Annotated in this window: 19 protein-coding genes; 7 read left to right on the top strand and 12 right to left on the bottom strand. The window is 62.1% G+C overall.

All coding sequences use genetic code 11. The annotated features are described in order from the left end of the window. Window positions 1-14 precede the first annotated feature (14 nt). From AB5Y59_RS03315 to AB5Y59_RS03295, 5 genes are all read right to left on the bottom strand, one after another. Window positions 15-1,184: an MFS transporter gene (locus AB5Y59_RS03315; RefSeq protein ID WP_368211482.1), complete on the bottom strand. Its 1,170-nt coding sequence runs from the start codon at window positions 1,182-1,184 to the stop codon at window positions 15-17. Window positions 1,185-1,578: 394 nt separating this feature from the next. Then, a complete protein-coding gene (gene dkgB / locus AB5Y59_RS03310) occupies window positions 1,579-2,382 on the bottom strand; it encodes a 2,5-didehydrogluconate reductase DkgB (RefSeq protein WP_368211481.1) in 804 nt (267 codons plus the stop codon). Between the two features lie 67 nt (window positions 2,383-2,449). After that, a complete protein-coding gene (locus AB5Y59_RS03305) occupies window positions 2,450-2,740 on the bottom strand; it encodes a putative quinol monooxygenase (protein ID WP_368211480.1) in 291 nt (96 codons plus the stop codon). 153 nt (window positions 2,741-2,893) lie between these two features. Next, window positions 2,894-3,259: a VOC family protein gene (locus AB5Y59_RS03300; protein WP_323950782.1), complete on the bottom strand. Its 366-nt coding sequence runs from the start codon at window positions 3,257-3,259 to the stop codon at window positions 2,894-2,896. 26 nt (window positions 3,260-3,285) lie between these two features. Continuing rightward, window positions 3,286-3,672: a DUF6404 family protein gene (locus AB5Y59_RS03295; RefSeq protein ID WP_114522610.1), complete on the bottom strand. Its 387-nt coding sequence runs from the start codon at window positions 3,670-3,672 to the stop codon at window positions 3,286-3,288. Window positions 3,673-3,840: 168 nt separating this feature from the next. Between AB5Y59_RS03295 and AB5Y59_RS03290 the strand changes: the two genes are divergently transcribed. After that, window positions 3,841-4,743, top strand: coding sequence for a LysR family transcriptional regulator (locus AB5Y59_RS03290; RefSeq protein WP_041212776.1), 903 nt, complete (start codon window positions 3,841-3,843; stop codon window positions 4,741-4,743). A gap of 195 nt (window positions 4,744-4,938) precedes the next feature. Here AB5Y59_RS03290 and glpK read toward each other — a convergent pair whose 3' ends face one another. Then, complete coding sequence (gene glpK / locus AB5Y59_RS03285; RefSeq protein ID WP_010674229.1) at window positions 4,939-6,441, bottom strand: glycerol kinase GlpK; 1,503 nt, start codon at window positions 6,439-6,441, stop codon at window positions 4,939-4,941. A gap of 55 nt (window positions 6,442-6,496) precedes the next feature. Continuing rightward, complete coding sequence (locus AB5Y59_RS03280; RefSeq protein ID WP_039038615.1) at window positions 6,497-7,345, bottom strand: MIP/aquaporin family protein; 849 nt, start codon at window positions 7,343-7,345, stop codon at window positions 6,497-6,499. Window positions 7,346-7,835: 490 nt separating this feature from the next. Between AB5Y59_RS03280 and glpT the strand changes: the two genes are divergently transcribed. The 6 genes from glpT (at window position 7,836) to tyrA (ending at window position 15,873) form a co-directional block, all read left to right on the top strand. Further along, complete coding sequence (gene glpT, locus AB5Y59_RS03275; protein ID WP_010674232.1) at window positions 7,836-9,191, top strand: glycerol-3-phosphate transporter; 1,356 nt, start codon at window positions 7,836-7,838, stop codon at window positions 9,189-9,191. Window positions 9,192-9,292: 101 nt separating this feature from the next. After that, a complete protein-coding gene (locus AB5Y59_RS03270) occupies window positions 9,293-10,051 on the top strand; it encodes a DeoR/GlpR family transcriptional regulator (protein ID WP_010674233.1) in 759 nt (252 codons plus the stop codon). Window positions 10,052-10,500: 449 nt separating this feature from the next. Then, window positions 10,501-11,988: a glycerol-3-phosphate dehydrogenase gene (glpD, locus tag AB5Y59_RS03265; RefSeq protein ID WP_049636196.1), complete on the top strand. Its 1,488-nt coding sequence runs from the start codon at window positions 10,501-10,503 to the stop codon at window positions 11,986-11,988. Window positions 11,989-12,090: 102 nt separating this feature from the next. Then, entirely contained in the window at window positions 12,091-13,170 is a 1,080-nt protein-coding gene (glpQ, locus tag AB5Y59_RS03260; protein ID WP_114522612.1) for a glycerophosphodiester phosphodiesterase, read from the top strand. A gap of 371 nt (window positions 13,171-13,541) precedes the next feature. After that, the gene (locus tag AB5Y59_RS03255) at window positions 13,542-14,615 is read left to right on the top strand and encodes a 3-deoxy-7-phosphoheptulonate synthase (protein WP_010674236.1); all 1,074 of its coding nucleotides are present in this window, start codon (window positions 13,542-13,544) and stop codon (window positions 14,613-14,615) included. Window positions 14,616-14,733: 118 nt separating this feature from the next. Continuing rightward, a complete protein-coding gene (gene tyrA / locus AB5Y59_RS03250) occupies window positions 14,734-15,873 on the top strand; it encodes a bifunctional chorismate mutase/prephenate dehydrogenase (protein ID WP_368211479.1) in 1,140 nt (379 codons plus the stop codon). A 114-nt stretch (window positions 15,874-15,987) separates the two neighbouring features. On the opposite strand, the gene hdfR is transcribed toward tyrA, so the two are convergent. The 5 genes from hdfR to AB5Y59_RS03225 form a co-directional block, all read right to left on the bottom strand. Further along, window positions 15,988-16,863 carry an HTH-type transcriptional regulator HdfR gene (hdfR, locus tag AB5Y59_RS03245; RefSeq protein ID WP_039038620.1) on the bottom strand — a complete coding sequence of 292 codons (876 nt, stop codon included), beginning with the start codon at window positions 16,861-16,863 and terminating at the stop codon, window positions 15,988-15,990. Then, entirely contained in the window at window positions 16,863-17,219 is a 357-nt protein-coding gene (locus tag AB5Y59_RS03240; protein WP_010674239.1) for a DUF413 domain-containing protein, read from the bottom strand. Before AB5Y59_RS03240 ends, hdfR begins: the two co-directional genes overlap by 1 nt. A 291-nt stretch (window positions 17,220-17,510) precedes the next feature. Beyond that, window positions 17,511-17,993 (bottom strand): serine protease inhibitor ecotin, encoded by a 483-nt coding sequence (eco, locus tag AB5Y59_RS03235; RefSeq protein ID WP_010674240.1) that lies wholly within the window; start codon window positions 17,991-17,993, stop codon window positions 17,511-17,513. A 194-nt stretch (window positions 17,994-18,187) separates the two neighbouring features. Beyond that, window positions 18,188-18,745: a DUF1566 domain-containing protein gene (locus AB5Y59_RS03230; RefSeq protein ID WP_010674241.1), complete on the bottom strand. Its 558-nt coding sequence runs from the start codon at window positions 18,743-18,745 to the stop codon at window positions 18,188-18,190. Then, a complete protein-coding gene (locus AB5Y59_RS03225; protein ID WP_368211478.1) occupies window positions 18,742-20,109 on the bottom strand; it encodes a DUF1566 domain-containing protein in 1,368 nt (455 codons plus the stop codon). The genes AB5Y59_RS03230 and AB5Y59_RS03225 overlap by 4 nt, the downstream gene beginning before the upstream one ends. Window positions 20,110-20,158 lie beyond the last annotated feature (49 nt).

Genomic DNA, 20,158 nt, shown 5'->3' with positions numbered 1-20,158 from the left:
TGCTTGCCCGGGGGTCAGGCAAGGACGGCGCGGCGCTCGCCCGCTTCGCTGACATGGGTGAGGCCGTAGGCCAGCAGCACGATGAGGGCGCCAATCCAGGGGGTGTGCATCAGGCCGAGGTGCTCCACCACGAAACCGCCGACCACGGAGCCCAGCGCAATGCCGACGTTGAAGGCGGCGATATTGAGGCCGGAGGCCACATCCACGGCATTGGGGGTGTGGCGCTCGGCCTGTTTCACCACCAGTACCTGAAGACCCGGCACGTTGCCAAAGGCGAAGGCGCCCCACACCAGCACGGTCAGTACCGCCAGCACCGGGTGCGGTGCGGTGAAGGTGAGCACCAGCAGCACCACGGCGAGCCCGGCAAACAGCAGCTTCAGCGCAGGCAGCGGGCCCATCCGGTCGGCGAGCTTGCCGCCCCAGATATTGCCGACGGCGACCGATACCCCGTACACCAGCAGAATGAGGCTCACCGCGCCGGCGCTAAAGCCGCTCACCTGTTGCAGGATGGGGGCGAGGAAGGTAAACGCCGTGAAGGCACCGCCGTAACCGAGCGCCGTCTTGGCGTAGACCAGCAGCAGCGGTTTCTTGGTGAGCACCGAGAGCTGCTCGCGAACGCTGGAGGCGGCCCCCTTCGGCAGGTTCCCCGGTACCAGCAGCAGGCTGCCCACCATGGCGACGAGGCCGAGCAGGCTCACCACCAGGAAGGTCTCGCGCCAGCCAAAGACCTGACCAATCCAGGTGCCAAGCGGGACGCCGGTCACCAGGGCGACCGTGAGGCCGCTGAACATGATGGCGATGGCGCTGGCCGCCTTCTCTTTGGCCACGAGACCCGTGGCGATGGTGCTGCCTACCGAGAAGAAGACCCCGTGGGCCAGCCCGGTGAGGATGCGGGCCACAATCAGGCTCTCGTACCCGGGGGCCTGCCAGGCCAGCAGGTTGCCGACGGTGAAGAGGGCCATCAGCCCCACCAGCAGCCACTTGCGCGGCAGCTTGCCGGTAAGCGCCGTGAGCACGGGGGCGCCGATGGCCACCCCAAGGGCATAGAGGCTGACCAGCAGGCCCGCCGAGGGGAGCGAGACATTGAGCTGCTCGGCGATGGTGGGGATGAGCCCCACGATCACGAATTCGGTGGTGCCTATAGCAAAGGCACTTAAGGTGAGGGCAAATAACGCCAGTGGCATAACAACTCCTTGGATTGGGACTCCCGACGGGAGAATGGCGCCAGTATGCCGAGGGTGTTTGTTGGTAAAAATGACGGCAACGTCAAATTACTTTTGCCAAATCAGCAGCAATGGGGCCGTGGAAGTGGGAGTGGCTGAGGTTGCAGAGACAAGAGTGGGCCGTACAGCGCGAGTTGAGTGCAGAGGCAAAGCGTACAGACCGAACTGGGAATAAAGAGGGAAGGGCAGCGGAAGGATGCAGGGGAGGGGGCCAGCGGCGCGGGTGGCAGTGACGCGCGGTATTGGGGACAAAAAAAGCGGGAGGCATTGTGCCTCCCGCTGGTGCTGAAGAATGTCATTGAGCCTTATTTGCTCCCTTCTCCCCTGGCGGGAGAAGGGCTGGGGATGAGGGGGATCAATCCCAATCCGGCGCAAAGTCCGGGTTGGCGCAGCGCTCACCCCGATCCAGGGTGGCAATGGCGGCCATTTCATCGCGACTGAGTTGTACCTTCAGCGCGGCCAGGTTGGCGGCCAGATTCTCCCGCTTGGTAGAGCTCGGGATCACCGTCATGCCCTGGGCCAGCAGCCAGGCCAGCGACACCTGGGCCGCCGAGACGCCGTGGCGCTGGCCGATCTCCATCAAGAGCGGCTCGGCGAGCACCTTGCCATAGGCGAGCGGCATATAGGCGGTGATGGCGATACCGTGCTCCTGGCAGAATTCGACCACCTTGCGGTTTTGCAGCAGGGGGTGGATCTCCACCTGCTGGTGGGCGATGGCGCCCGGCCCCAGAATGTCGATGGCCTGTTTAAGCTGGGCCACGGTGAAGTTGGAGACCCCGATCTCCCGGGTCAGGCCCCGGGCTTTGGCCTCGGCGAGCTGCTCCAGATAGACCGCCATCGGCACCTCATCCTGGGGGGAGGGCCAGTGAATGAGCGCCAGGTCCAGATAGTCGGTGCCGAGTTTTTCCAGGCTCACTTCCAGGCTCGGGATCACCTTGCCCGGACCGAACTCGCTGGTCCACACCTTGGTGGTCAGGTAAATATCCTGGCGGGGCACGCCACTCTCGCTCATCAACTGGCCGACGTCGGCCTCGTTGTCATAGATCTGGGCGGTATCGATATGGCGGTAGCCAAGTTCCAGCCCCTGGAGCAGGGAGTCGCGAAGGGGCTGATCTTTCAGGCGGAAGGTTCCAAGACCCAGGTTGGGCATCTTCATCATCAAATTCCTCAGGTTAGTGTTTCTACGCTCAAATGATGGGTTTTGCCTGCGCCGAGGGCGGAGGCAGTCAGGCGCGCCGGTAGCGGCTCACGACCCGGTTGGCAAACCAGGGGGAGGCGAGGTTGGCAAAGGCGATGTAGTGGGGCTGCTGCTGGTGGGCGAGTAGGGCGGCTTCACTCTCCCACTCCTCGTACAGCATCCAGCTATGGGGGCTCTCCAGGCTCTGGTGCAACTGGTAGCGAAGGCACCCCGGCTCTTGCAGGGTCGCGGCGATCAGCGGCTCGAGGGCAGCGCGAAACTGGGCGGCGAATTCGGGTTTGGCGTCAAGCTGGGCAATCACAATCAGGGGGGATGGCATCTGAACCTCCTCGTTAAGACGGGAGTCAGTATGCCCGCCCCTGACTGGGGGATACAGGGCAGCAGTCGCAAAACACTATTGAGGTGAGTGCAGCAATGTGGCCTCCCCATGGCTGGTCGTGGTGCAGGTGGCCCAGGGGAGGGCGGAGTATTATCAAGCGCTGGCCGGTTCGGACCAGACCGCAAATTCATTGCCGCTGGGCTCGACAAAGTGGAAACGGCGGCCACCGGGAAAATCGAACAGGGGGCGCACTATGGTGCCCCCTGCGCCGGCTACCTTGCTCTGGGTCGCCTCGATATCGGCGCTGTAGAACACCAGGAGCGCCCCGCCCTGAGCACTCTGGCTGCACAGTTCGGCGCGGTAGAAGCCGCCATCCAGCCCTTCTCCCTCGAAGGCGCAATAATCGGGGCCGTAGTCGGCGAACTGCCAGCCGAAAGCGGCCTGAAAGAAGGCTTTGGTGGCGGCAATATCCCTGGCCGCAAACTCCACATAGTTCAGTTTTTCATGGGCCCTGGTCATAAGGCGCTCCTTGTCGACATCGGTGGTTATTTCGGTTGCCAGCGCTTTTGCGTGCGGCTCGTGGAGTGGGGCAAGGCGTCCCAGGGGGTCAGCTTGAGCTGCTTGCGCCGAAACCAGAACCAGGTCCCCATCAGCAGACCGAGCCCGATGCCAAAGAGCAGGCTCTGGCGCAGGGCAAACCCCGGGCTCACCTCATCCTGCCAGCCGAGGCACCACATCAACACCCCCCAGATAGCGCCGATGGGGAGTCCCAGGGCAAGAACGTTGATCATAAAGCGTTCGTAGTGGGGCGGCCTGATGGTGAACCCCGCCTTTCGCAGCAGCCAGATGATCGGCGGGTTGTAGTTGAGCGTTTGCACGCCCTTCTCGGCCAGCTCCCGATGGGCGGCGGCCAGCCTGTTGTCGAATGTCATGGATCGTCCCTGTCATAGTGTGGCGCCATACGGTGCCGGTTGGCGGCATTGTACTGGCAAGGGCGCAGATAAAACAGGTGGTGCGTCACGATACGAAGCGACGCCTGTCTTGCCAACTCCCGGCCATTGCACCTATAAAGACCCATTACTCTTGCCAGGATGACAGCAATGAAGACCCATTCCGATGAATTGACCCTGTTTGTGGCGGTGGTGGAGGCGGGCAGCTTTCGCCAGGCGGCGGAGAATCTCGGCATGGATAATTCCGTGGTGAGCCGCGGCATCAAGCGTCTCGAAGAGAAGCTCGCCACCGTGCTCCTCAACCGCACCACCCGCCGGGTCAGCCTGACCGAGGAGGGGAGCTGGTTCTATCAGCGGGCGGTGAAGATCCTGACCGAGATGAGCGAGGCGGAAGGGTTGCTGCTGATGCGCCGGGAGCAGCCGGAGGGCATATTGCGGGTGGACGCCGCCACCCCCTTCATCCTGCATAGATTGGTGCCCATCATCGGTGAGTTTCGCCGCCGCTACCCCGCCATCGAGCTGCAACTGCACAGCTCCGAGGGCTTCATCAACCTGATGGAGCGGCGGGTGGACATGGCCATTCGCATCGGCGAGCTGACGGACTCCTCCCTGCGGGCCCTGCCGCTGGGCCGCTCCAGGCTGCGGCTGCTGGCCTCCCCCGACTATCTGAAGGCACGCGGTACCCCGCGCCAGCCGGCTGACTTGCTGGCTGGCCACGAGCTGCTCGGTTTTTTGCACCCCGATCACCTCAATCATTGGCCCCTATTGAGCGAGGAGCAGGGGGACAGGTTCGCCATCACCCCGACCCTGCGGGCCAGCAGCGGGGAAACCTTGCGTCAGCTGGCGCTGGCGGGGCAGGGGATCGTCTGCCTGTCGGACTTCATGACGGGGGATGACAGGGCGAGCGGCGCCCTGGTGGAGGTGCTGGCCCGCAGCAACAGCGGTGCCTCGCGCCCCATCCATGCGGTCTTCTACTCCGATGCCCAGCGGGACATCCGGCTGCGGGTCTGGCTCGATTTCCTGAAAGAGCAGCTCGGCGCTGAAGCGTTGTAGAGGGTATGCCGACAGTTCCAACCCCCACCCGGCCTCCCCCTCCATGAGGGGGAGGGGGCATTTTCTCCCACCCCTTGGCAAGGGAAGGGTTGGGGTAGGGGGCGGTCAGAACAGTCGTGCTCGCCAATAAAAAGAGGCCGACATCGCTGTCGGCCTCTTTGCTTTTTTCATCTCAAGGACGCGTCGGTTACCCCATCACTCCTCTTCGGCCCAGCGGCGTGAACGTTCCACCGCCTTCTTCCAGCCGCTGTAGCGCTTGGCGCGATCGTCACGGTCCATCTGCGGAATGAACTCGCGGTCCACGCTGAACTTGTCTTCCAGCTCTTCAGAGCTCTTCCAGAAGCCCACGGCGAGGCCGGCCAGGAAGGCGGCACCCATGGCGGTGGTCTCGATGCGGGTCGGACGCACCACAGGGGTGTGCATCATGTCGGCCTGGAACTGCATCAGGAAGTCGTTGGCCACGGCGCCGCCATCCACCTTCAGGGCTGCCAGCTTGATGCCGGAGTCCTGCTGCATGGCATCCAGCACGTCGCGGCTCTGGTAGGCGATGGATTCGAGCGCTGCACGGATGATGTGGTTGCGGTTGGCGCCACGGGTCAGGCCGACCATGGTGCCGCGAGCATACGGATCCCAGTAGGGGGCGCCCAGGCCCACGAAGGCCGGTACCAGGTAGACGCCGTTGGTGTCGCCCACCTTGCTCGCGAAGTAGTCGGTATCGCGGGCATCGTGGATGATCTTGAGCTCATCGCGCAGCCACTGGATGGTGGCGCCGCCCATAAATACCGCACCCTCGAGGGCATAATTCACTTCCCCTTTCGGGCCGATGGCGACCGTGGTCAGCAGGCCGTTGCTGGAGCGAACCGGCTCGGTGCCGGTGTTCATCAGCATGAAGCAGCCGGTACCGTAGGTGTTCTTGGCCATCCCTTTTTCGAAGCAGAGCTGGCCGAACAGGGCGGACTGCTGGTCACCGGCGATACCGGCGATGGGGATGCGGGCGCCGCCGCCACGGGTTGTGTAGCCATAGACCTCGGAGGAGGGTTTGACTTGCGGCAGCATGGAGGCGGGGATGCCCAGCTCGTCCAGCATGCGCTCATCCCACTTCAGGTCGCGGATGTTGTAGAGCATGGTGCGCGAGGCGTTGGTCGGGTCGGTGACGTGCACCTCGCCGTTGGTCATCTTCCACACCAGCCAGGTGTCGATGGTGCCAAACAGCAGCTCGCCGTTCATCGCCTTCTCCCGGGCCCCTTCCACGTTGTCCAGGATCCACTTCACCTTGGTGCCGGAGAAGTAGGCGTCCAGCACCAGGCCGGTGTTTTCGCGAACGTACTCTTCAAGGCCCCGGGCCTTGAGCTCTTCGCAGATGGCCGCGGTGCGGCGGCACTGCCAGACGATGGCGTTGTAGATGGGCTTGCCGGTGGCCTTTTCCCAGACGACGGTGGTTTCACGCTGGTTGGTGATGCCGATGGCGGCGATCTGCTCGCTGTGCAGGCCGCTCTTGGCCAGCACTTCGGTGAAGACGGAGGACTGGGTCGCCCAGATCTCCATGGGGTCGTGCTCGACCCAGCCCGCTTTCGGGTAGTGCTGGGTGAATTCGCGCTGGGAGGTCGCGACGATGTTGGCGTCCTGATCGAAGACAATGGCACGGGAGGAGGTGGTACCCTGGTCCAGCGCAACGACAAATTTCTTTTCAGCAGACATGATGTTCTCCACGTTTTTATTTTTCCACGTTGTTACACGTTGGGGAGGGCCGCTCTCAGGCGGCGGCCTCTTCTTTGTTAGACAGCTTGGCGGCTTCTTCGGTGGCGACGCGGTTGCCCGGGACGCAGGGAGCCAGCACTTTCACATACAGGGCGGTACCGATCTGGGCGCCGACGATGGGGCCAAGGATGGGGACCCAGAAGTAGGGGTTGTCACGACCACCGGTCAGGGCCACGTCACCCCAGCCAGCCACGAAGGCGAACAGTTTGGGGCCGAAATCACGGGCCGGGTTCATGGCAAAGCCGGTCAAGGGGCCGAGTGAGGCGCCGATCACCGCGATCAGGATGCCGATGAGCAGGGCGGCGGCGAAGCCTTTGGGGGCGCCGTTGTTGTTGTCACCCAGTGCCATGATGCCCAGCATCAGGACGGCGGTGATCACCATCTCGACTGCGAAAGCCTGCATGTTGGAGAGCAGGGCATTGGGGTAGGTGGAGAAGATGCCTGCGGTGCCGAGGCTCTCGACGCTGCCGCGCACCACGTTGTGGGTCAGCTCCCACTGGGTGAACAGGTTGCTGTAGAGGGCGTAGACCAGGGCGGCGGAGGCGAATGCCCCGGCTATCTGGGCGATGATGAAGGGCACCACCTTGCGCTTGTCAAAGCCGCAGAAGGTCATCAGCGCCAGGGTCACGGCAGGGTTGAGGTGGGCACCGGAGATGCCACCGGTGACATAGATGGCGATGGCGACACCCAGGCCCCAGGTAATGGAGATTTCCCATTGCCCGAAGTTGGCGCCAGCCAGCACCAGGGCGGCCACACAGCCGACGCCGAAGAAGATCAGCAGGCCGGTGCCGATAAACTCGGCGAGGCACTCGCCAAGCAGGGTATTGGGTCTTTGTATGCTCATAGTTGTTATTCCTTATATCCACCCACAGTAGGTTTGATGTTCCGTTTTGTTATCTTTCATTCCCATTCATTGCGCCCGAAAACGTTTCTTCTTGTTTTTTGAGCTTGCGCAAACGTTATGCTCGTTTGCGCTCGTTCTTGGACGAGAGAGAAAATAAACCTTCTGCGTCAATTCACCATACCCCCGCCACCGGAAATGTGGGCAAGATCCCATTCATTGCTAAGAAAATGTGACGAAAAGCAACAGTTGTCGGCCATATTACTCCTTAGTGAGTAGCCAAAAGCCACGCCATGCGTGGGCTGACCCTGGATGCGCGTTCACTCACTGCGTCACAATTTTTGTAATAAAACTGCAATAATTTAGCGCTCATCACAGATTAAATGTTCACAAATGAGCACAATAGGCTCGCTTGCGAATCAAGACGCGTCTGATCGCCGGCATGAGCGGGGCGTCCTCAACCGCCCAGAACAACAATAAAAGGAAGCAGAACATGCTTAGTCTCTTCAGGCCTGCACCCCATATCGACCGGCTGCCGGCCGACAAGGTGGATCCCTTCTACAAACGCATGCGTTGGCAGGTGTTCTTCGGGATCTTCTTCGGGTATGCGGGTTACTACCTGGTACGGAAAAACTTCAGTCTGGCGATGCCCTACCTCATCGAGCAGGGCTTCTCCCGCGGGGATCTGGGTCTGGCCCTCTCCGGCGTCTCCATCGCCTACGGTCTCTCCAAATTCCTGATGGGGAACGTGTCGGACAGATCCAACGCGCGCTACTTCCTCTCCGCCGGTCTGCTGCTCTCGGCAGGCATCATGTTCATGATGGGGACCATGCACTGGGCTACCTCCAGCATTGGCATCATGTTCGTGCTCCTGTTCCTGAACGGCTGGGCACAGGGCATGGGCTGGCCCCCCTGCGGTCGCACCATGGTGCACTGGTGGTCGCAGAAGGAGCGGGGTGAGATCGTCTCGGTCTGGAACGTGGCCCACAACGTGGGCGGCGGCATGATAGGCCCCCTGTTCATCCTCGGCATGGGCTGGTTCAACGACTGGCGCAGCGCCTTCTATGTGCCTGCGGCGGCGGCGGCGGCCATCGCGGTGATCGCCTTCTTCGTGATGCGCGATACCCCGCAATCGGTCGGTCTGCCCCCCATCGAGGAGTACAAGAACGACTATCCGAAGGATTACAACGAAAGCCACGAGCAGGAGTTCTCCGCCAAGGAGATCTTCATGAAGTACGTGCTGCACAACAAGCTGCTCTGGTACATCGCCATCGCCAACGCCTTCGTCTACCTCATCCGTTACGGCGTGCTGGACTGGGCGCCCACCTATCTGAAAGAGGCCAAGGACTTCAGCGTGGATCACTCCTCCTGGGCCTACTTCCTCTATGAGTGGGCGGGGATCCCGGGCACCCTGCTGTGCGGCTGGATCTCCGACAAGATGTTCAACGGCCGCCGTGCCCCGGCAGGCATCCTGTTCATGGTGCTGGTGACCCTCTCCGTGCTGGTCTACTGGTTCAACCCGGCGGGCAACCCGACCATCGACATGATGGCCCTGGTCGCCATCGGCTTCCTCATCTATGGCCCCGTCATGCTGATCGGCCTCTACGCCCTGGAGCTGGCGCCCAAGAAGGCGGCCGGTACCGCGGCGGGCTTCACCGGCCTGTTCGGTTATCTGGGTGGCGCGGTCGCGGCCAACGCCATGCTGGGCTACACCGTTGACCACTTCGGCTGGGACGGCGGCTTCATGGTGCTCACCGTCTCCTGCGTGCTCTCCATCATCCTGCTGGCCATGACCCTCAAGCACGAGAACGAGTCGATTGCCGCCAAGGCGGCTGCCCATAAGGCATAAAACGTGATCCTGCCCTTATCGATTGGAAAAGGGATCAGGTACACTGCCAAAGGCCCCGCACCTGCCGGGGCCTTTTTTCGTCTCATCTGCGGAGTGCAAGCGTGAAGCAAACCCAACGACATCTGGAGATCCTGGACGTCCTGACCCGGCAGGGTTTCGTCTCGACCGACGATCTGGTGACCCATTTTGACGTCAGCCCCCAGACCATTCGCCGGGATCTCAACGATCTCGCCGAACAGAACAAGATCCGGCGCCATCACGGCGGGGCCTCACTGCATTCGAGCACCGTCAACACCGCCTACAGTGCCCGCAAGGTGATGCAGCTCAAGGAGAAGGAGCGCATCGCCCGGGAAGTGGCCGCCAACATCCCCGACGGCTCGTCGCTCTTTATCGACATCGGCACCACCACCGAGGCCATCGCCCGGGCCCTGCTCGACCACCGGGAGCTGCGTGTGGTCACCAACAACCTGAACGTCGCCAGCATCCTGACCGCCAAGGATGACTTCACCGTCATCATCGCCGGCGGCGAAATTCGCAACCGGGATGGCGGCATCGTCGGGGAGGCGACCCGCGACTTCATCGGCCAGTTTCGCATGGACTACGGCGTCATCGGCATCTCGGGCATCGACAGCGACGGCTCCCTGCTCGATTTCGACTATCACGAGGTGAAGATCGCCCAGGCCATCATCGCCCACTCCCGCCAGGTGTTCCTGGCCGCCGACCACACCAAGTTTGGCCGCAACGCCATGGTCAACCTCGGCAACCTCAACCAGATCCACGCCCTGTTCACGGATCAGGAGCCGCCGGAGAAGCTGATGCGACTGATGTCCCAGCATCAGATCGCCTGCCATATCTGCTGAGCTTCCCCGCACAGGCATCAGGCCGCCTCGGGGCGGCCGCTTTTTTTCCTGCCCCCTCCAGGCCTGCGGCATCTCCCTTGCGGCGCCTAAGAGGCCAGTTCCTGGCGCTGATACTCTTTCTTTGATCCCCTGATGTTGCCCCCGCACTCGGGCGCCAGGTTTGCACCGACGCTAGGCGCCTGCGAGGGATTCACGCCATCGCGCTCACCGCCTTGCCTCATGGCCTCCCCATCCGTGACTCTTTGCTCTCCTCCCTGCCCGAAATGGTTGTTTCCGGCAGACCTTAGCCTTGCCAGGCCGTCACCGACTGGCAGCATTTTTAGCATTGTGAAAACAATCGCGATCACATTTCTCTCACGAAATGTTCGTTTATTGGTTTTTCATGTTCTAATATGAGCGAAATCAAACATTGCTGTCATGGCAAACACAAAATAAGAAAGTAGGTGAACATGAGCGAACATTATGATCTGGTCGTCGTCGGCGGCGGCATCAACGGGGTCGGCATCGCGGCAGATGCGGCGGGGCGGGGGCTGAAGGTGGCGCTGTTCGAGGCGAGCGATCTCGCCTCTGCCACCTCGTCCAACTCCAGCAAGCTGATCCACGGCGGCCTGCGCTACCTCGAACATTACGAATTCCGGCTGGTGAAAGAGGCGCTGGCGGAGCGGGAGGTCCTGCTCGGCATGGCTCCCCACATCGCCCGTCCCATGCGTTTTCGTCTGCCCCATCGCCCGCACCTGCGTCCGGCCTGGATGATCCGAGCCGGTCTCTTCCTTTATGACAACCTGGCCAAGCGGGACAAGCTCAAGGGGAGTTGCGGTCTGCGCTTCCTGCCACAGGACGGTCTCAAGAGCGGCATCAACAAGGGCTTTGAATACTCGGACGCCTGGGTCGACGACGCCCGGCTGGTGGTGCTCAATGCCATGCTGGCGCGGGACAAGGGCGCTGACGTGCAGACCCGTACCCGCTGCGTCAAGGCGGTGCGCGGATCCAAGCACTGGACCCTGACGCTGGAGCGGGAAGGGGGCGAGCAATTCACCGTCAGCTGCCGTGGTCTGGTCAATGCGGCGGGCCCCTGGGTCAAGACCTTCTATGACGAGAGCCTGAGCGAGAAATCCCCCCGCGGCATTCGCCTCATCAAGGGGAGCCACATGATAGTGCCGCGCATCCATGAGCGCGAAGAGGCCTACATCCTGCAAAACGAGGACAACCGCATCGTCTTCGTCATCCCCTACCAGCAGGACTATTCCCTCATCGGCACCACGGACGTGGAGCACAAAGGCAGCCCGCGCGAAGCCAAGATCAGCGATGCCGAGATCAACTATCTGTGCAAGGTGGTCAATGCCCACTTCACAAGGCAGATAAGCCCGGCAGACGTGGTGTGGACCTATGCCGGGGTGCGCCCCCTGTGTGACGACGAGTCCGATTCACCCCAGGCGGTGACCCGGGACTACACGCTCGAGCTCAGTGGTGAATCCGACGGCGCGCCGCTGTTGTCGGTGTTTGGCGGCAAGCTCACCACCTATCGCAAGCTGGCCCAGGCCGCCTGCAACAAGCTCAAGCCCTGGTTCAGCCAGATGGGAGAGGACTGGACCGCTTCCTGCCGGCTGCCCGGTGGCGAGTTCGACTGCTCGGTGCGTGAACTGGCGCGTGCCTTTGCGCTGGAATTCGACTGGCTCGACGATCGCAGCGCCCTGCGCATCGCCGAATCCTATGGCGCCCATGCCCGCCTCTGGCTGAAGGAGGAGCGCGGCCAGCACTTTGGCGCCGGGCTGTATGAATCCGAAGTACGCTATCTCATCGCGCGCGAATGGGCCCACTCCCTGGAAGACATCCTGTGGCGCCGCAGCAAGCTGGGGCTGCGCCTGTCGGAATCCGAACAGCAGCAGCTCGGTGCCTGGCTGCTCGAGCACCACCACGCCCTGCCCGAAGCCTGCTGATGACCCATGGCGGGCGGCCTTTGCCGTCCGCCGTCAAACTGCAATAAACCCCTGCTATAACAATTACCTGCATCCTACACACCATAACAACGAGACCTCTTGATGAAGCAACCTCACCGTACCCTGATAGCCCTTGGCCTCGGGGCTGCCCTGGCGCTGCCCGCACTGGCGGCCGACGAAGGCAAAATCGTGATCGCCCACCGTGGTGCCTCGGGTTACCTGCCGGAACACACCCTGGAATCCAAGGCCCTGGCCTATGGCATGGGCGCCGACTATCTGGAGCAGGACCTGGTGATGACCAAGGATGACCAGCTGGTGGTGATGCACGATCACTTCCTCGATGGCATCACGGACGTGGCCGAGCGCTTCCCCGGCCGGGCCCGCCCGGACGGTCGCTACTATGTGGTGGATTTCACCCTGGACGAGGTGCGTTCCCTGCGCATGACCGAGCCGTTCCAACTGGTGGACGGCAAGCAGGTGCCGGTCTATCCGGCGCGCTTCCCGTTGTGGAAGTCCAGCTTCAGGATCCACACCTTCCAGGAAGAGATCGAGATGATCCAGGGGCTCAACAAGAGCACCGGCAAGCACATCGGTATCTACCCGGAGATAAAGGCTCCCTGGCTGTTCCGCCACGAAGGCAAGGACATCTCCAGGGCGGTGCTCAAGGTACTGAAGGAGTACGGCTACACCAGCAAGAACGACAAGGTCTATCTGCAGTGTTTCGATGCCAACGAGCTCAAGCGCATCAACAGCGAACTGATGCCCGCCATGGGTATGGACTTGAAGTTGGTGCAGCTGATGGCTGAGACCGACTGGAACGAGACCATGGTCTACGATGCCAAGGGCAAGGCGACCCCCTACAGCTATGACTGGATGTTCAAGCCGGGGGCCATGAAGACCATCGCCACCTATGCCGAGGGGATCGGTCCCTGGAAACCCATGGTTGTGACCGAGCCGGGCACTCCCGGCAAGCCGGTCTTCACCGGCATGGTGAAAGAGGCCCACGCGGCCGGTCTCAAGGTGCATCCTTATACCTTCCGTCAGGATGAGGGGCAGATCCCGGCCTATGCGAAAGACTTCACCGACCTGCTCAACATCTTCCTCTACCAGGCCGATGTGGATGGGGTATTCAGCGACTTCCCCGACAAGGCGGTCGAGGCTATCAAGGCCCACGGCAAATAATAAAAGAAGAGCAACACGGGAATGCAAGCGGGGCCAGGTGCCCCGCTTTTTTGTGCCCGGCATTATCGCCGGGATGAGGGGCCGGATAAGGGGTCATGAGAGGGGGCAGAGAGATGATATTGAAATGGATGAGTGTAATAAAATGTTTACGATTTGGGGCTGATTTGGCCTCGCGTGTCGCTACTTTTGAGTTGTTTCACTCTGCATTCTTGGTCATTTATCCATCTGTCAGCGTGCAAATACGCTAGTTTCACTTGATTGTTTGTTTTTCCTTGGTAAGGTGGGGGCGGTTGCGTAACAAAGTACTGACTTGTGTAAACAAAAGTGAACGGTCAGTGCCCTTGGCTTGAAACAGTAGAGAGAATGAGAAGATGCAAAGAGATCCCCTGAACAACATCCATATCCAGTCCGAACAAGTGATGATCACGCCTGCCCAGCTCAAGGAGAAACTGCCCATCTCCGATCGCGCGCTGGCATTCGTGCAAGGGGCCCGCAATACCATCGCCGACATCATCCACCGTCGCGATCACCGCTTGCTGGTGATCTGTGGTCCCTGCTCCATCCACGACATGGACGCTGCCAAAGAGTACGCAACCAGACTCAAAGCGCTTCATGACGCCTATCAGGACTCTCTCTACATTGTCATGCGGGTCTACTTTGAGAAGCCGCGCACCACGGTCGGCTGGAAGGGCTTTATCAACGATCCGAACCTGGACGGCACCTTTGACGTGGAACTGGGTCTGCACCGCGCCCGCGAGCTGCTCTGCTGGCTGGCCGAGCTGGAGTTGCCGCTGGCGACCGAGGCGCTCGACCCCATCAGCCCGCAGTACCTGGCGGAGCTCTTCTCCTGGTCGGCCATCGGTGCCCGCACCACCGAATCCCAGACCCACAGGGAGATGGCCTCCGGCCTCTCCATGCCGGTCGGCTTCAAGAACGGCACCGACGGCAACCTCGGCACCGCCATCAATGCGCTGCAGGCCGCTTCCAGCCCCCACGCCTTCATGGGGATCAACCAGCAGGGTCAGGTCGCGCTGCTGCAGACCCAGGGCAACCCGGACGGCCACGTGATCCTGCGCGGCGGCAAGCACCCGAATTACGATTCCGTCAATGTGTCGCTGGCGGAAGAGGCGCTGGAGAAGGCGGGTCTGCTGCCCGGTCTGGTGGTGGATTGCAGCCATGGCAACTCCAGCAAGGATCACCGGCTGCAGCCCAAGGTGGCCGACAACGTGATCCACCAGATCCAGGAGGGCAACCGTTCCATCATCGGGGTGATGCTCGAATCCAACCTGTTCGAAGGCAACCAGTCCAGCGAGCAGCCCAAGTGCGAGATGCGCTACGGCGTCTCCATCACCGATGCCTGCATCGACTGGGAGACTACGGATGCGCTGCTGGCCCGCTGCCACAGCCAGCTGGCGGCACCACTTTTGGCCAGAACATCGGCATAAGCCGTGGTATCTTGTTGTAACTGATTGAACCATCGAGGTATCACTGCCCACGCAGTGATACCTTGTTGCCTCTTGAATGACAGGGCGTCGCTGCGGGCGGCGCCAGCAGGGACTGGACATGGCGGAAGAGTTGAATGCCCTCAGGGACAAAATCGATGCGGTGGACAAGCAGCTGATTGATCTGCTGGCTGCCCGTCTCGCCCTGGTGGGGGAAGTGGGGGAAGTGAAGAGCCGGCACGGCTTGCCCATCTATGCGCCGGATCGGGAGGCGAGCATGCTGGCCCGCCGCCGCGCCGAGGCCGAGGTACTGGGGGTGCCGGGGGACCTTATCGAGGATGTGCTGCGCCGGGTGATGCGCGAGTCCTATATTCTGGAGTCCGCCAGCGACAAGGAGCACCATTTCAAGTGCATGAAGCCTGAGCTCGGCAAGGTGGTGATCATCGGTGGCCAGGGGCAGCTTGGGCGCCTGTTCGGCAACCTGTTCAGCCTCTCTGGCTACCGGGTCGAAACCCTGGGTCAGGCCGATTGGCCGCGCGCCGACGAGATCCTGCACGGCGCCGGGCTGGTGATGGTGGCGGTGCCCATCGACGTCACCTGCCAGGTGATCGACCGGCTCAGCAACCTGCCGGCGGACTGCCTGCTGGTGGACGTGACCAGCGTCAAGAGTGAACCGCTTGCCCATATGCTGGCGGTACACCAGGGGCCGGTGCTGGGGCTGCACCCCATGTTCGGGCCGGACGTGGCGAGCCTCGCCAAGCAGGTGATCGTCTGCTGTCAGGGGCGCGAGCCCGCCGCCAGCCAGTGGCTGCTGGAGCAGATGACCATCTGGGGGGCGCGTTTGCAGCAGGTGGAGGCCAGGGCCCACGACGAGGCAATGACCTTCATTCAGGCGCTGCGCCACTTTGCCACCTTCGCCTACGGCTGGCACCTCTCCCGCGAGCAGGCCAACATCGACCGCCTGCTTGCCTTAAGCTCTCCCATCTACCGGCTGGAGCTGGCCATGGTGGGACGGCTGTTTGCCCAGGATCCCCATCTCTACGCCGACATCATATTGTCGTCGCCCCAGAACCTCGCGATGATCCGCCGCTACTACCAGAACTTCGGCGAGGCGCTTGGGTTGCTGGAGCGGGGCGACAGAGAGGGCTTCATCGAGGCCTTCAGCCAGGTTTCCGGCTTCTTCGGCGAGCGGGCGGAGGAGTTCCTGCGCGAGAGCCGTACCCTGCTGGCTCAGGCCAACGACCGTCGCCATCATGGCTGATGCACAAAGACATCCATACAAAAGGGGCCTGATGGCCCCTTTTTCATGTTGTTTGTGCTGCACCGATAACCACGGTAGATGAAAACACAGGTCTGGGCGTGAAATCGCCCTCTTTCATTCGGCAGGCGGTTGACGCAAGTCGGCGTCATGCCAGCCCAGCGGCAGGGTGAGCAGCTGATCGATCAGCTCCCGGCGGTCGGATTTCTCCAGATAGGCGAGGTAGAGCGGGCGGCTAAGGGATTGGCCCCCTTCCACCAGATGAAGCTGCCCCTGCTCCAGGAAGGGGCTCACCATGCGCCTTGGCAGGTAGGCGGCGCCGCCGTTGGCCAGCACGAATTGCAGGGCCATGCTGGCGGAGCTTGAATGCAGAACTGGGGTCTTCTGCAGGCTCTGCAACCGGCTCGATGGCGGTTCGAAGCTGGTGCCCCAGTCGAGATGAATGTGGGGCATCTGCATCAGGCTGTCGGCGTTTGCGGCCGGCTCCCGGCTCACCAGTTCGAACACCAGCTCGCCGATGGGGTGCAGGGCAATCTCGTCGATCTTGGTCGGCTCGGAGAGCAGGGCGAGATCGAGGGAGCGCTCCAGCAACTGGCGACAGAGGTGCTCGCGGGAGGCCGTTTCGAGGCGCACCGCGAGGCCGGGGGCCAGGGCATAGACATGGTTCAGCCAGTCGTTGAAGTCGAGCTCCCAGAAGACGGCGGGTGCGCCGATGGCAAGCTGCTGGCTGAAACCGGGGGAGAGGGCCACGTCCTGCTTGGCGCGCCCCAAAGTATGCAGAATGGCGTCTGCGTAGGGCAGCAGACGCTCACCGGAGGCAGTCAGGCGGATGTTGTTGCGATGACGGGCAAACAGGCTGACCCCGAGTTGCTGCTCGAGCTGGCGGATCCGGAAGCTCACCGCCGACTGGGTCAGGTAGAGATTTTCAGCCGCCCGGCCAAAGTGCCGGGTCTTGCTGACCTCGATGAAGGTCCGAAGCAGCTCGGTATCCATTAATCGAGGGACTCGTCGCTGCCGCCACCGCCGCCTTCAAAGCTGCCACCAGCATCTTCATTGGCGCCGCCAGCGACGGTGCACAGACGGTGCACGCGCTTGGGACCAATCACCTTCAGGTATTTGAACCACACCTTGGCGTGGGGGTTGTTGCCGGCTGCGCCGGATTTGACCTGTTCGATAAAGGCACTTTCTACGTCATCGCGCGGGGCCAGGTTGCCCTGATAGAGCGCCAGCATCACGGTGCCATATTTTTCCAGACTGTCCGCTTCGGCCACGGTGAATTCGCCACTGCGACGCAGGCCACGGGGAAAATGTTTGAAGTCGTTGAAACGCTTGTCTGATTCGAAGCTCATAGTGCTCTTGTTCTGGTTAGTTTGACCTTTGCGGGCAAGTATCATCAGGCCGTCGCAGAGTGCAAAATCAATTTTCTTACTATGTTAATAAATATCTTTTATCGAACAGGGTTTGTCGCATCCCGAGGGGGCATTTTGCGGTGCGCTGCACAAAAAAGCCTGAAAAATAGTGGAGTTATGTCAGATTTTGTACAGGAAAAACCGCTCAAAAACGGGCTCGGAAGCTAAAAATAAGGCGCCGTATGGCGCCTTTTTGTCATCATGACTGAGCTGAACCCGAGTGCGCGGCACTCACTCAATCATGGCGGGCTGTGCCAGGTTGTCGGCACGCCACAGACGATAGCGCACCTCGTACTCCTGGGGCACATAGATGACGAAGGGCAGCTTGGAGTTGTAGTTCACGAAGAAGCCCTGACCGTAGATCTGGACGAAACTCTCCTTTTTCTGGCCGTCCGGACAGGCCATCAGGGTGCTGACGGGGCCGGTGACCTGGCCCAGGGTCAGGTAGTTGTAACCCCAGCCCTTGACGCTGTGCTGTTCCAGATTGCCCGCAAAGCGGGGCAGGTTGCAGTCGACCAGCATCTTCTTGCCGACTTGCAGCTCGACCATCATGTCGGCTTCGTTCTCGACTTCCGGCAGACGGATCACGACACGTTCCTGGTTCACTTCGGCGGCGGGGAACATGCTGATATCAAATTTTTTCGGTTCGGCGGCGAAGGCATGGCCACCCAATAACAAGGCGCCCAGCAGGCTAAAACGCAACACGGTTTTCATCTGTACCTCTTGGGATTGGTTCAACGCCGCTAGACTAACCGCTCTGCCGGTTTCATGCCAGCGCTGCGGCGTGCAAAACCGCCCTGAACAGGCATCACATGACGCAATTTGATGCTTTTTTGACGGCCAGGGTCACCCTGGCGCTTCTTGCCTCGTGTCAAACAGGGGGCCGGGTGGCCCCCATGGCCAGGCTGTCACCTCACCAGCAGAACCTGTTTCGCCCAAGAGCGGGGGGCGCGTTGGGCGACGGAGCCGCTGGTGATGTCCAGGTAAGCGACGCCCTGAAGGGCCGGCACCGGGGTAGAAGACCAGAGATAGACATAGCCGTCGTTCACCTCCTTGCCATCCCCGGCCATGGCGCGGGGGAAGATGGTTTCGTTCAATGCCGGTTTGTAACAGGCGGACTCCAGAATGCTGGCGAGCTCCTTGATGGTGGGCAGGCGCCAGTCGTGATGACCACCAAAGCCATACAGGGCATGGCTCGGTTCGGTGCGGATCCGTTCCGCCGTCTGCAGTGCCTGTTGCCAGTAGAGGCGGGTGGGCTCCCCCTCGCAGCTCTGGTTGCGCCAGGTCTGGCCGAGCTGGCAGCGCATCCAGGTCAGACCGGTGCCCCTGTCGGTGACGGTGCCGTTGCCGTGATCCTGGAAACGGGCGGTGGGGCTGGTACGGGGCAGGGCGTCGTCGCAGATGGCGATGGCCAGTGCCAGGGGGCTGCACAGGGTGAGCAGCAGGGTCAGAAGATACTTGTTCATCGGGTTACCTCGGCCACCAGGCGCAGTTGCAGACCGTTGGCGTCATTGCTGTTTTGAACTGGGGTGGGATAGTCGGCACCGGCGTCCTCGCCGAGGAAGATGTGGGCGATGGCGCTCAGAGGCGCGCTCTCCAGCCGACGGGACGGGGTCAGGGTCTGGCTCCAGTAGTAGCCGCTGAAGTCTGTGGTGGTGGTACCGACATCGGGGAAGTAGCGCACATCCAGGGTGACGAGCTGGCCATCCTGGCGGGCGAGGGATCCGTAGTGCTGCAAATTCATCAGCTCACGGGCGTGGGGCAGGCGCCAGTGGGTGATGCCGCACAGTTGCTGTGCATTGAGCCACTGACGGTACTGCTCCGTGGTGCAGATGGCCTCCCCTTCGGGGCAGGCGTAATCCCGCTCCTCCTGGGTCGGGTGATAGTTGTCGAACTCCCAGGCGAAGGTGCGGTGCAGATCCCTCGGACTGTCCGGATCCGCCAGCTTCTTCTCCCAGACGAGGCCGGTATTGAGATCCTCCACGCACTCCCACTCGTCGGCATTGTCCGCCAGGGGTTGCCCCTTGCCGTCCAGCTTGCGATAGCGCAGGGGCGCCAGGCCCAGGCTCGCCTCCTGGCCCGGGTGATCCGCAGGCTCCTGGGTCAGCAGGTAATCCACCCCGTCCGTGTAGGTGGTGACGCCGCTGGCGGTCACCAAGGCCCGGGGTTGCTGCTGCATCAGCACGGCGGCGAGTCTGTCCTGCTGGCTCAGGAGCTCGGGGCTGGCGGCAAAGTGCCGGGCGAGCTCGGGCAGCAGGGTGACCAGCCCCTGCCAGATCTGCAGGCGGCGTTCGCTGGCGGCAAAGGTGGGCAGGGTGGCCTCGTCATCGAAGGCGGTGAGGGCCAGCTCGGCGAGGGCGCGGTTGAAGTCGCCCAGCTGCGCCAGTGCCGCCAGATCTGGGCTGGGGTGAAGGGGCGCCAGGGCGAGCAGCACGTCCGTCAGGGCCTGAGCCGGTGGCAGCCCGTCCGAGATACGCGTTTGCAGCAGGGTGCTGAGGGGGCTGGGGGTGAGGTGCTGGTTGTCCTGGCGCGCCGCCGGGTGGGCCAGGGGCAGGGCGGCGGAATCCGCCGGAATGAACAGCAGAGGAGTGGTGAGCAGATCAGGGTGGCGCCGGGTCAGGGAGTGGGCACCGGCCTTGCCGCTGACGGCGGGCTCATTGGCTTCGCAGCCGTCGTTCTGGTTCAGGTTGATGCACAGGGTGCCCGCAGCGGGCAGGCTGACCGTCAGGCGGTAGTCCGGCGCGGTCAGGGGAGCCTCGTCCGAACCGCCGCCACAGGCGCTGAGCAGGGGGGCCAGCAGGCAGACGATCGGGGTCATTCTCATGGTCATGGTGTGTCCTTGGAGGGGCCTTGGCCCCTCTCTTCTTTATATAGGGAGA

It is taken from the genome of Aeromonas sp. s10 (genome assembly GCF_040907975.1).
Lineage (GTDB): Bacteria > Pseudomonadota > Gammaproteobacteria > Enterobacterales > Aeromonadaceae > Aeromonas > Aeromonas caviae.
Note: the sequence above shows the minus strand (reverse complement) of the source record. Positions and strands in the feature narration are given on the sequence as shown.

Excerpts from the sequence above, each read along its gene's own strand:
- AB5Y59_RS03315 (WP_368211482.1), bottom strand. The coding sequence starts at position 1,184 with ATGCCACTGGCGTTATTTGCCCTCACCTTAAGTGCCTTTGCTATAGGC.
- dkgB (WP_368211481.1), bottom strand. The coding sequence starts at position 2,382 with ATGATGAAGATGCCCAACCTGGGTCTTGGAACCTTCCGCCTGAAAGAT.
- AB5Y59_RS03305 (WP_368211480.1), bottom strand. The coding sequence starts at position 2,740 with ATGCCATCCCCCCTGATTGTGATTGCCCAGCTTGACGCCAAACCCGAA.
- AB5Y59_RS03300 (WP_323950782.1), bottom strand. The coding sequence starts at position 3,259 with ATGACCAGGGCCCATGAAAAACTGAACTATGTGGAGTTTGCGGCCAGG.
- AB5Y59_RS03295 (WP_114522610.1), bottom strand. The coding sequence starts at position 3,672 with ATGACATTCGACAACAGGCTGGCCGCCGCCCATCGGGAGCTGGCCGAG.
- AB5Y59_RS03290 (WP_041212776.1), top strand. The coding sequence starts at position 3,841 with ATGAAGACCCATTCCGATGAATTGACCCTGTTTGTGGCGGTGGTGGAG.
- glpK (WP_010674229.1), bottom strand. The coding sequence starts at position 6,441 with ATGTCTGCTGAAAAGAAATTTGTCGTTGCGCTGGACCAGGGTACCACC.
- AB5Y59_RS03280 (WP_039038615.1), bottom strand. The coding sequence starts at position 7,345 with ATGAGCATACAAAGACCCAATACCCTGCTTGGCGAGTGCCTCGCCGAG.
- glpT (WP_010674232.1), top strand. The coding sequence starts at position 7,836 with ATGCTTAGTCTCTTCAGGCCTGCACCCCATATCGACCGGCTGCCGGCC.
- glpD (WP_049636196.1), top strand. The coding sequence starts at position 10,501 with ATGAGCGAACATTATGATCTGGTCGTCGTCGGCGGCGGCATCAACGGG.
- glpQ (WP_114522612.1), top strand. The coding sequence starts at position 12,091 with ATGAAGCAACCTCACCGTACCCTGATAGCCCTTGGCCTCGGGGCTGCC.
- AB5Y59_RS03255 (WP_010674236.1), top strand. The coding sequence starts at position 13,542 with ATGCAAAGAGATCCCCTGAACAACATCCATATCCAGTCCGAACAAGTG.
- tyrA (WP_368211479.1), top strand. The coding sequence starts at position 14,734 with ATGGCGGAAGAGTTGAATGCCCTCAGGGACAAAATCGATGCGGTGGAC.
- hdfR (WP_039038620.1), bottom strand. The coding sequence starts at position 16,863 with ATGGATACCGAGCTGCTTCGGACCTTCATCGAGGTCAGCAAGACCCGG.
- AB5Y59_RS03240 (WP_010674239.1), bottom strand. The coding sequence starts at position 17,219 with ATGAGCTTCGAATCAGACAAGCGTTTCAACGACTTCAAACATTTTCCC.
- eco (WP_010674240.1), bottom strand. The coding sequence starts at position 17,993 with ATGAAAACCGTGTTGCGTTTTAGCCTGCTGGGCGCCTTGTTATTGGGT.
- AB5Y59_RS03230 (WP_010674241.1), bottom strand. The coding sequence starts at position 18,745 with ATGAACAAGTATCTTCTGACCCTGCTGCTCACCCTGTGCAGCCCCCTG.
- AB5Y59_RS03225 (WP_368211478.1), bottom strand. The coding sequence starts at position 20,109 with ATGACCATGAGAATGACCCCGATCGTCTGCCTGCTGGCCCCCCTGCTC.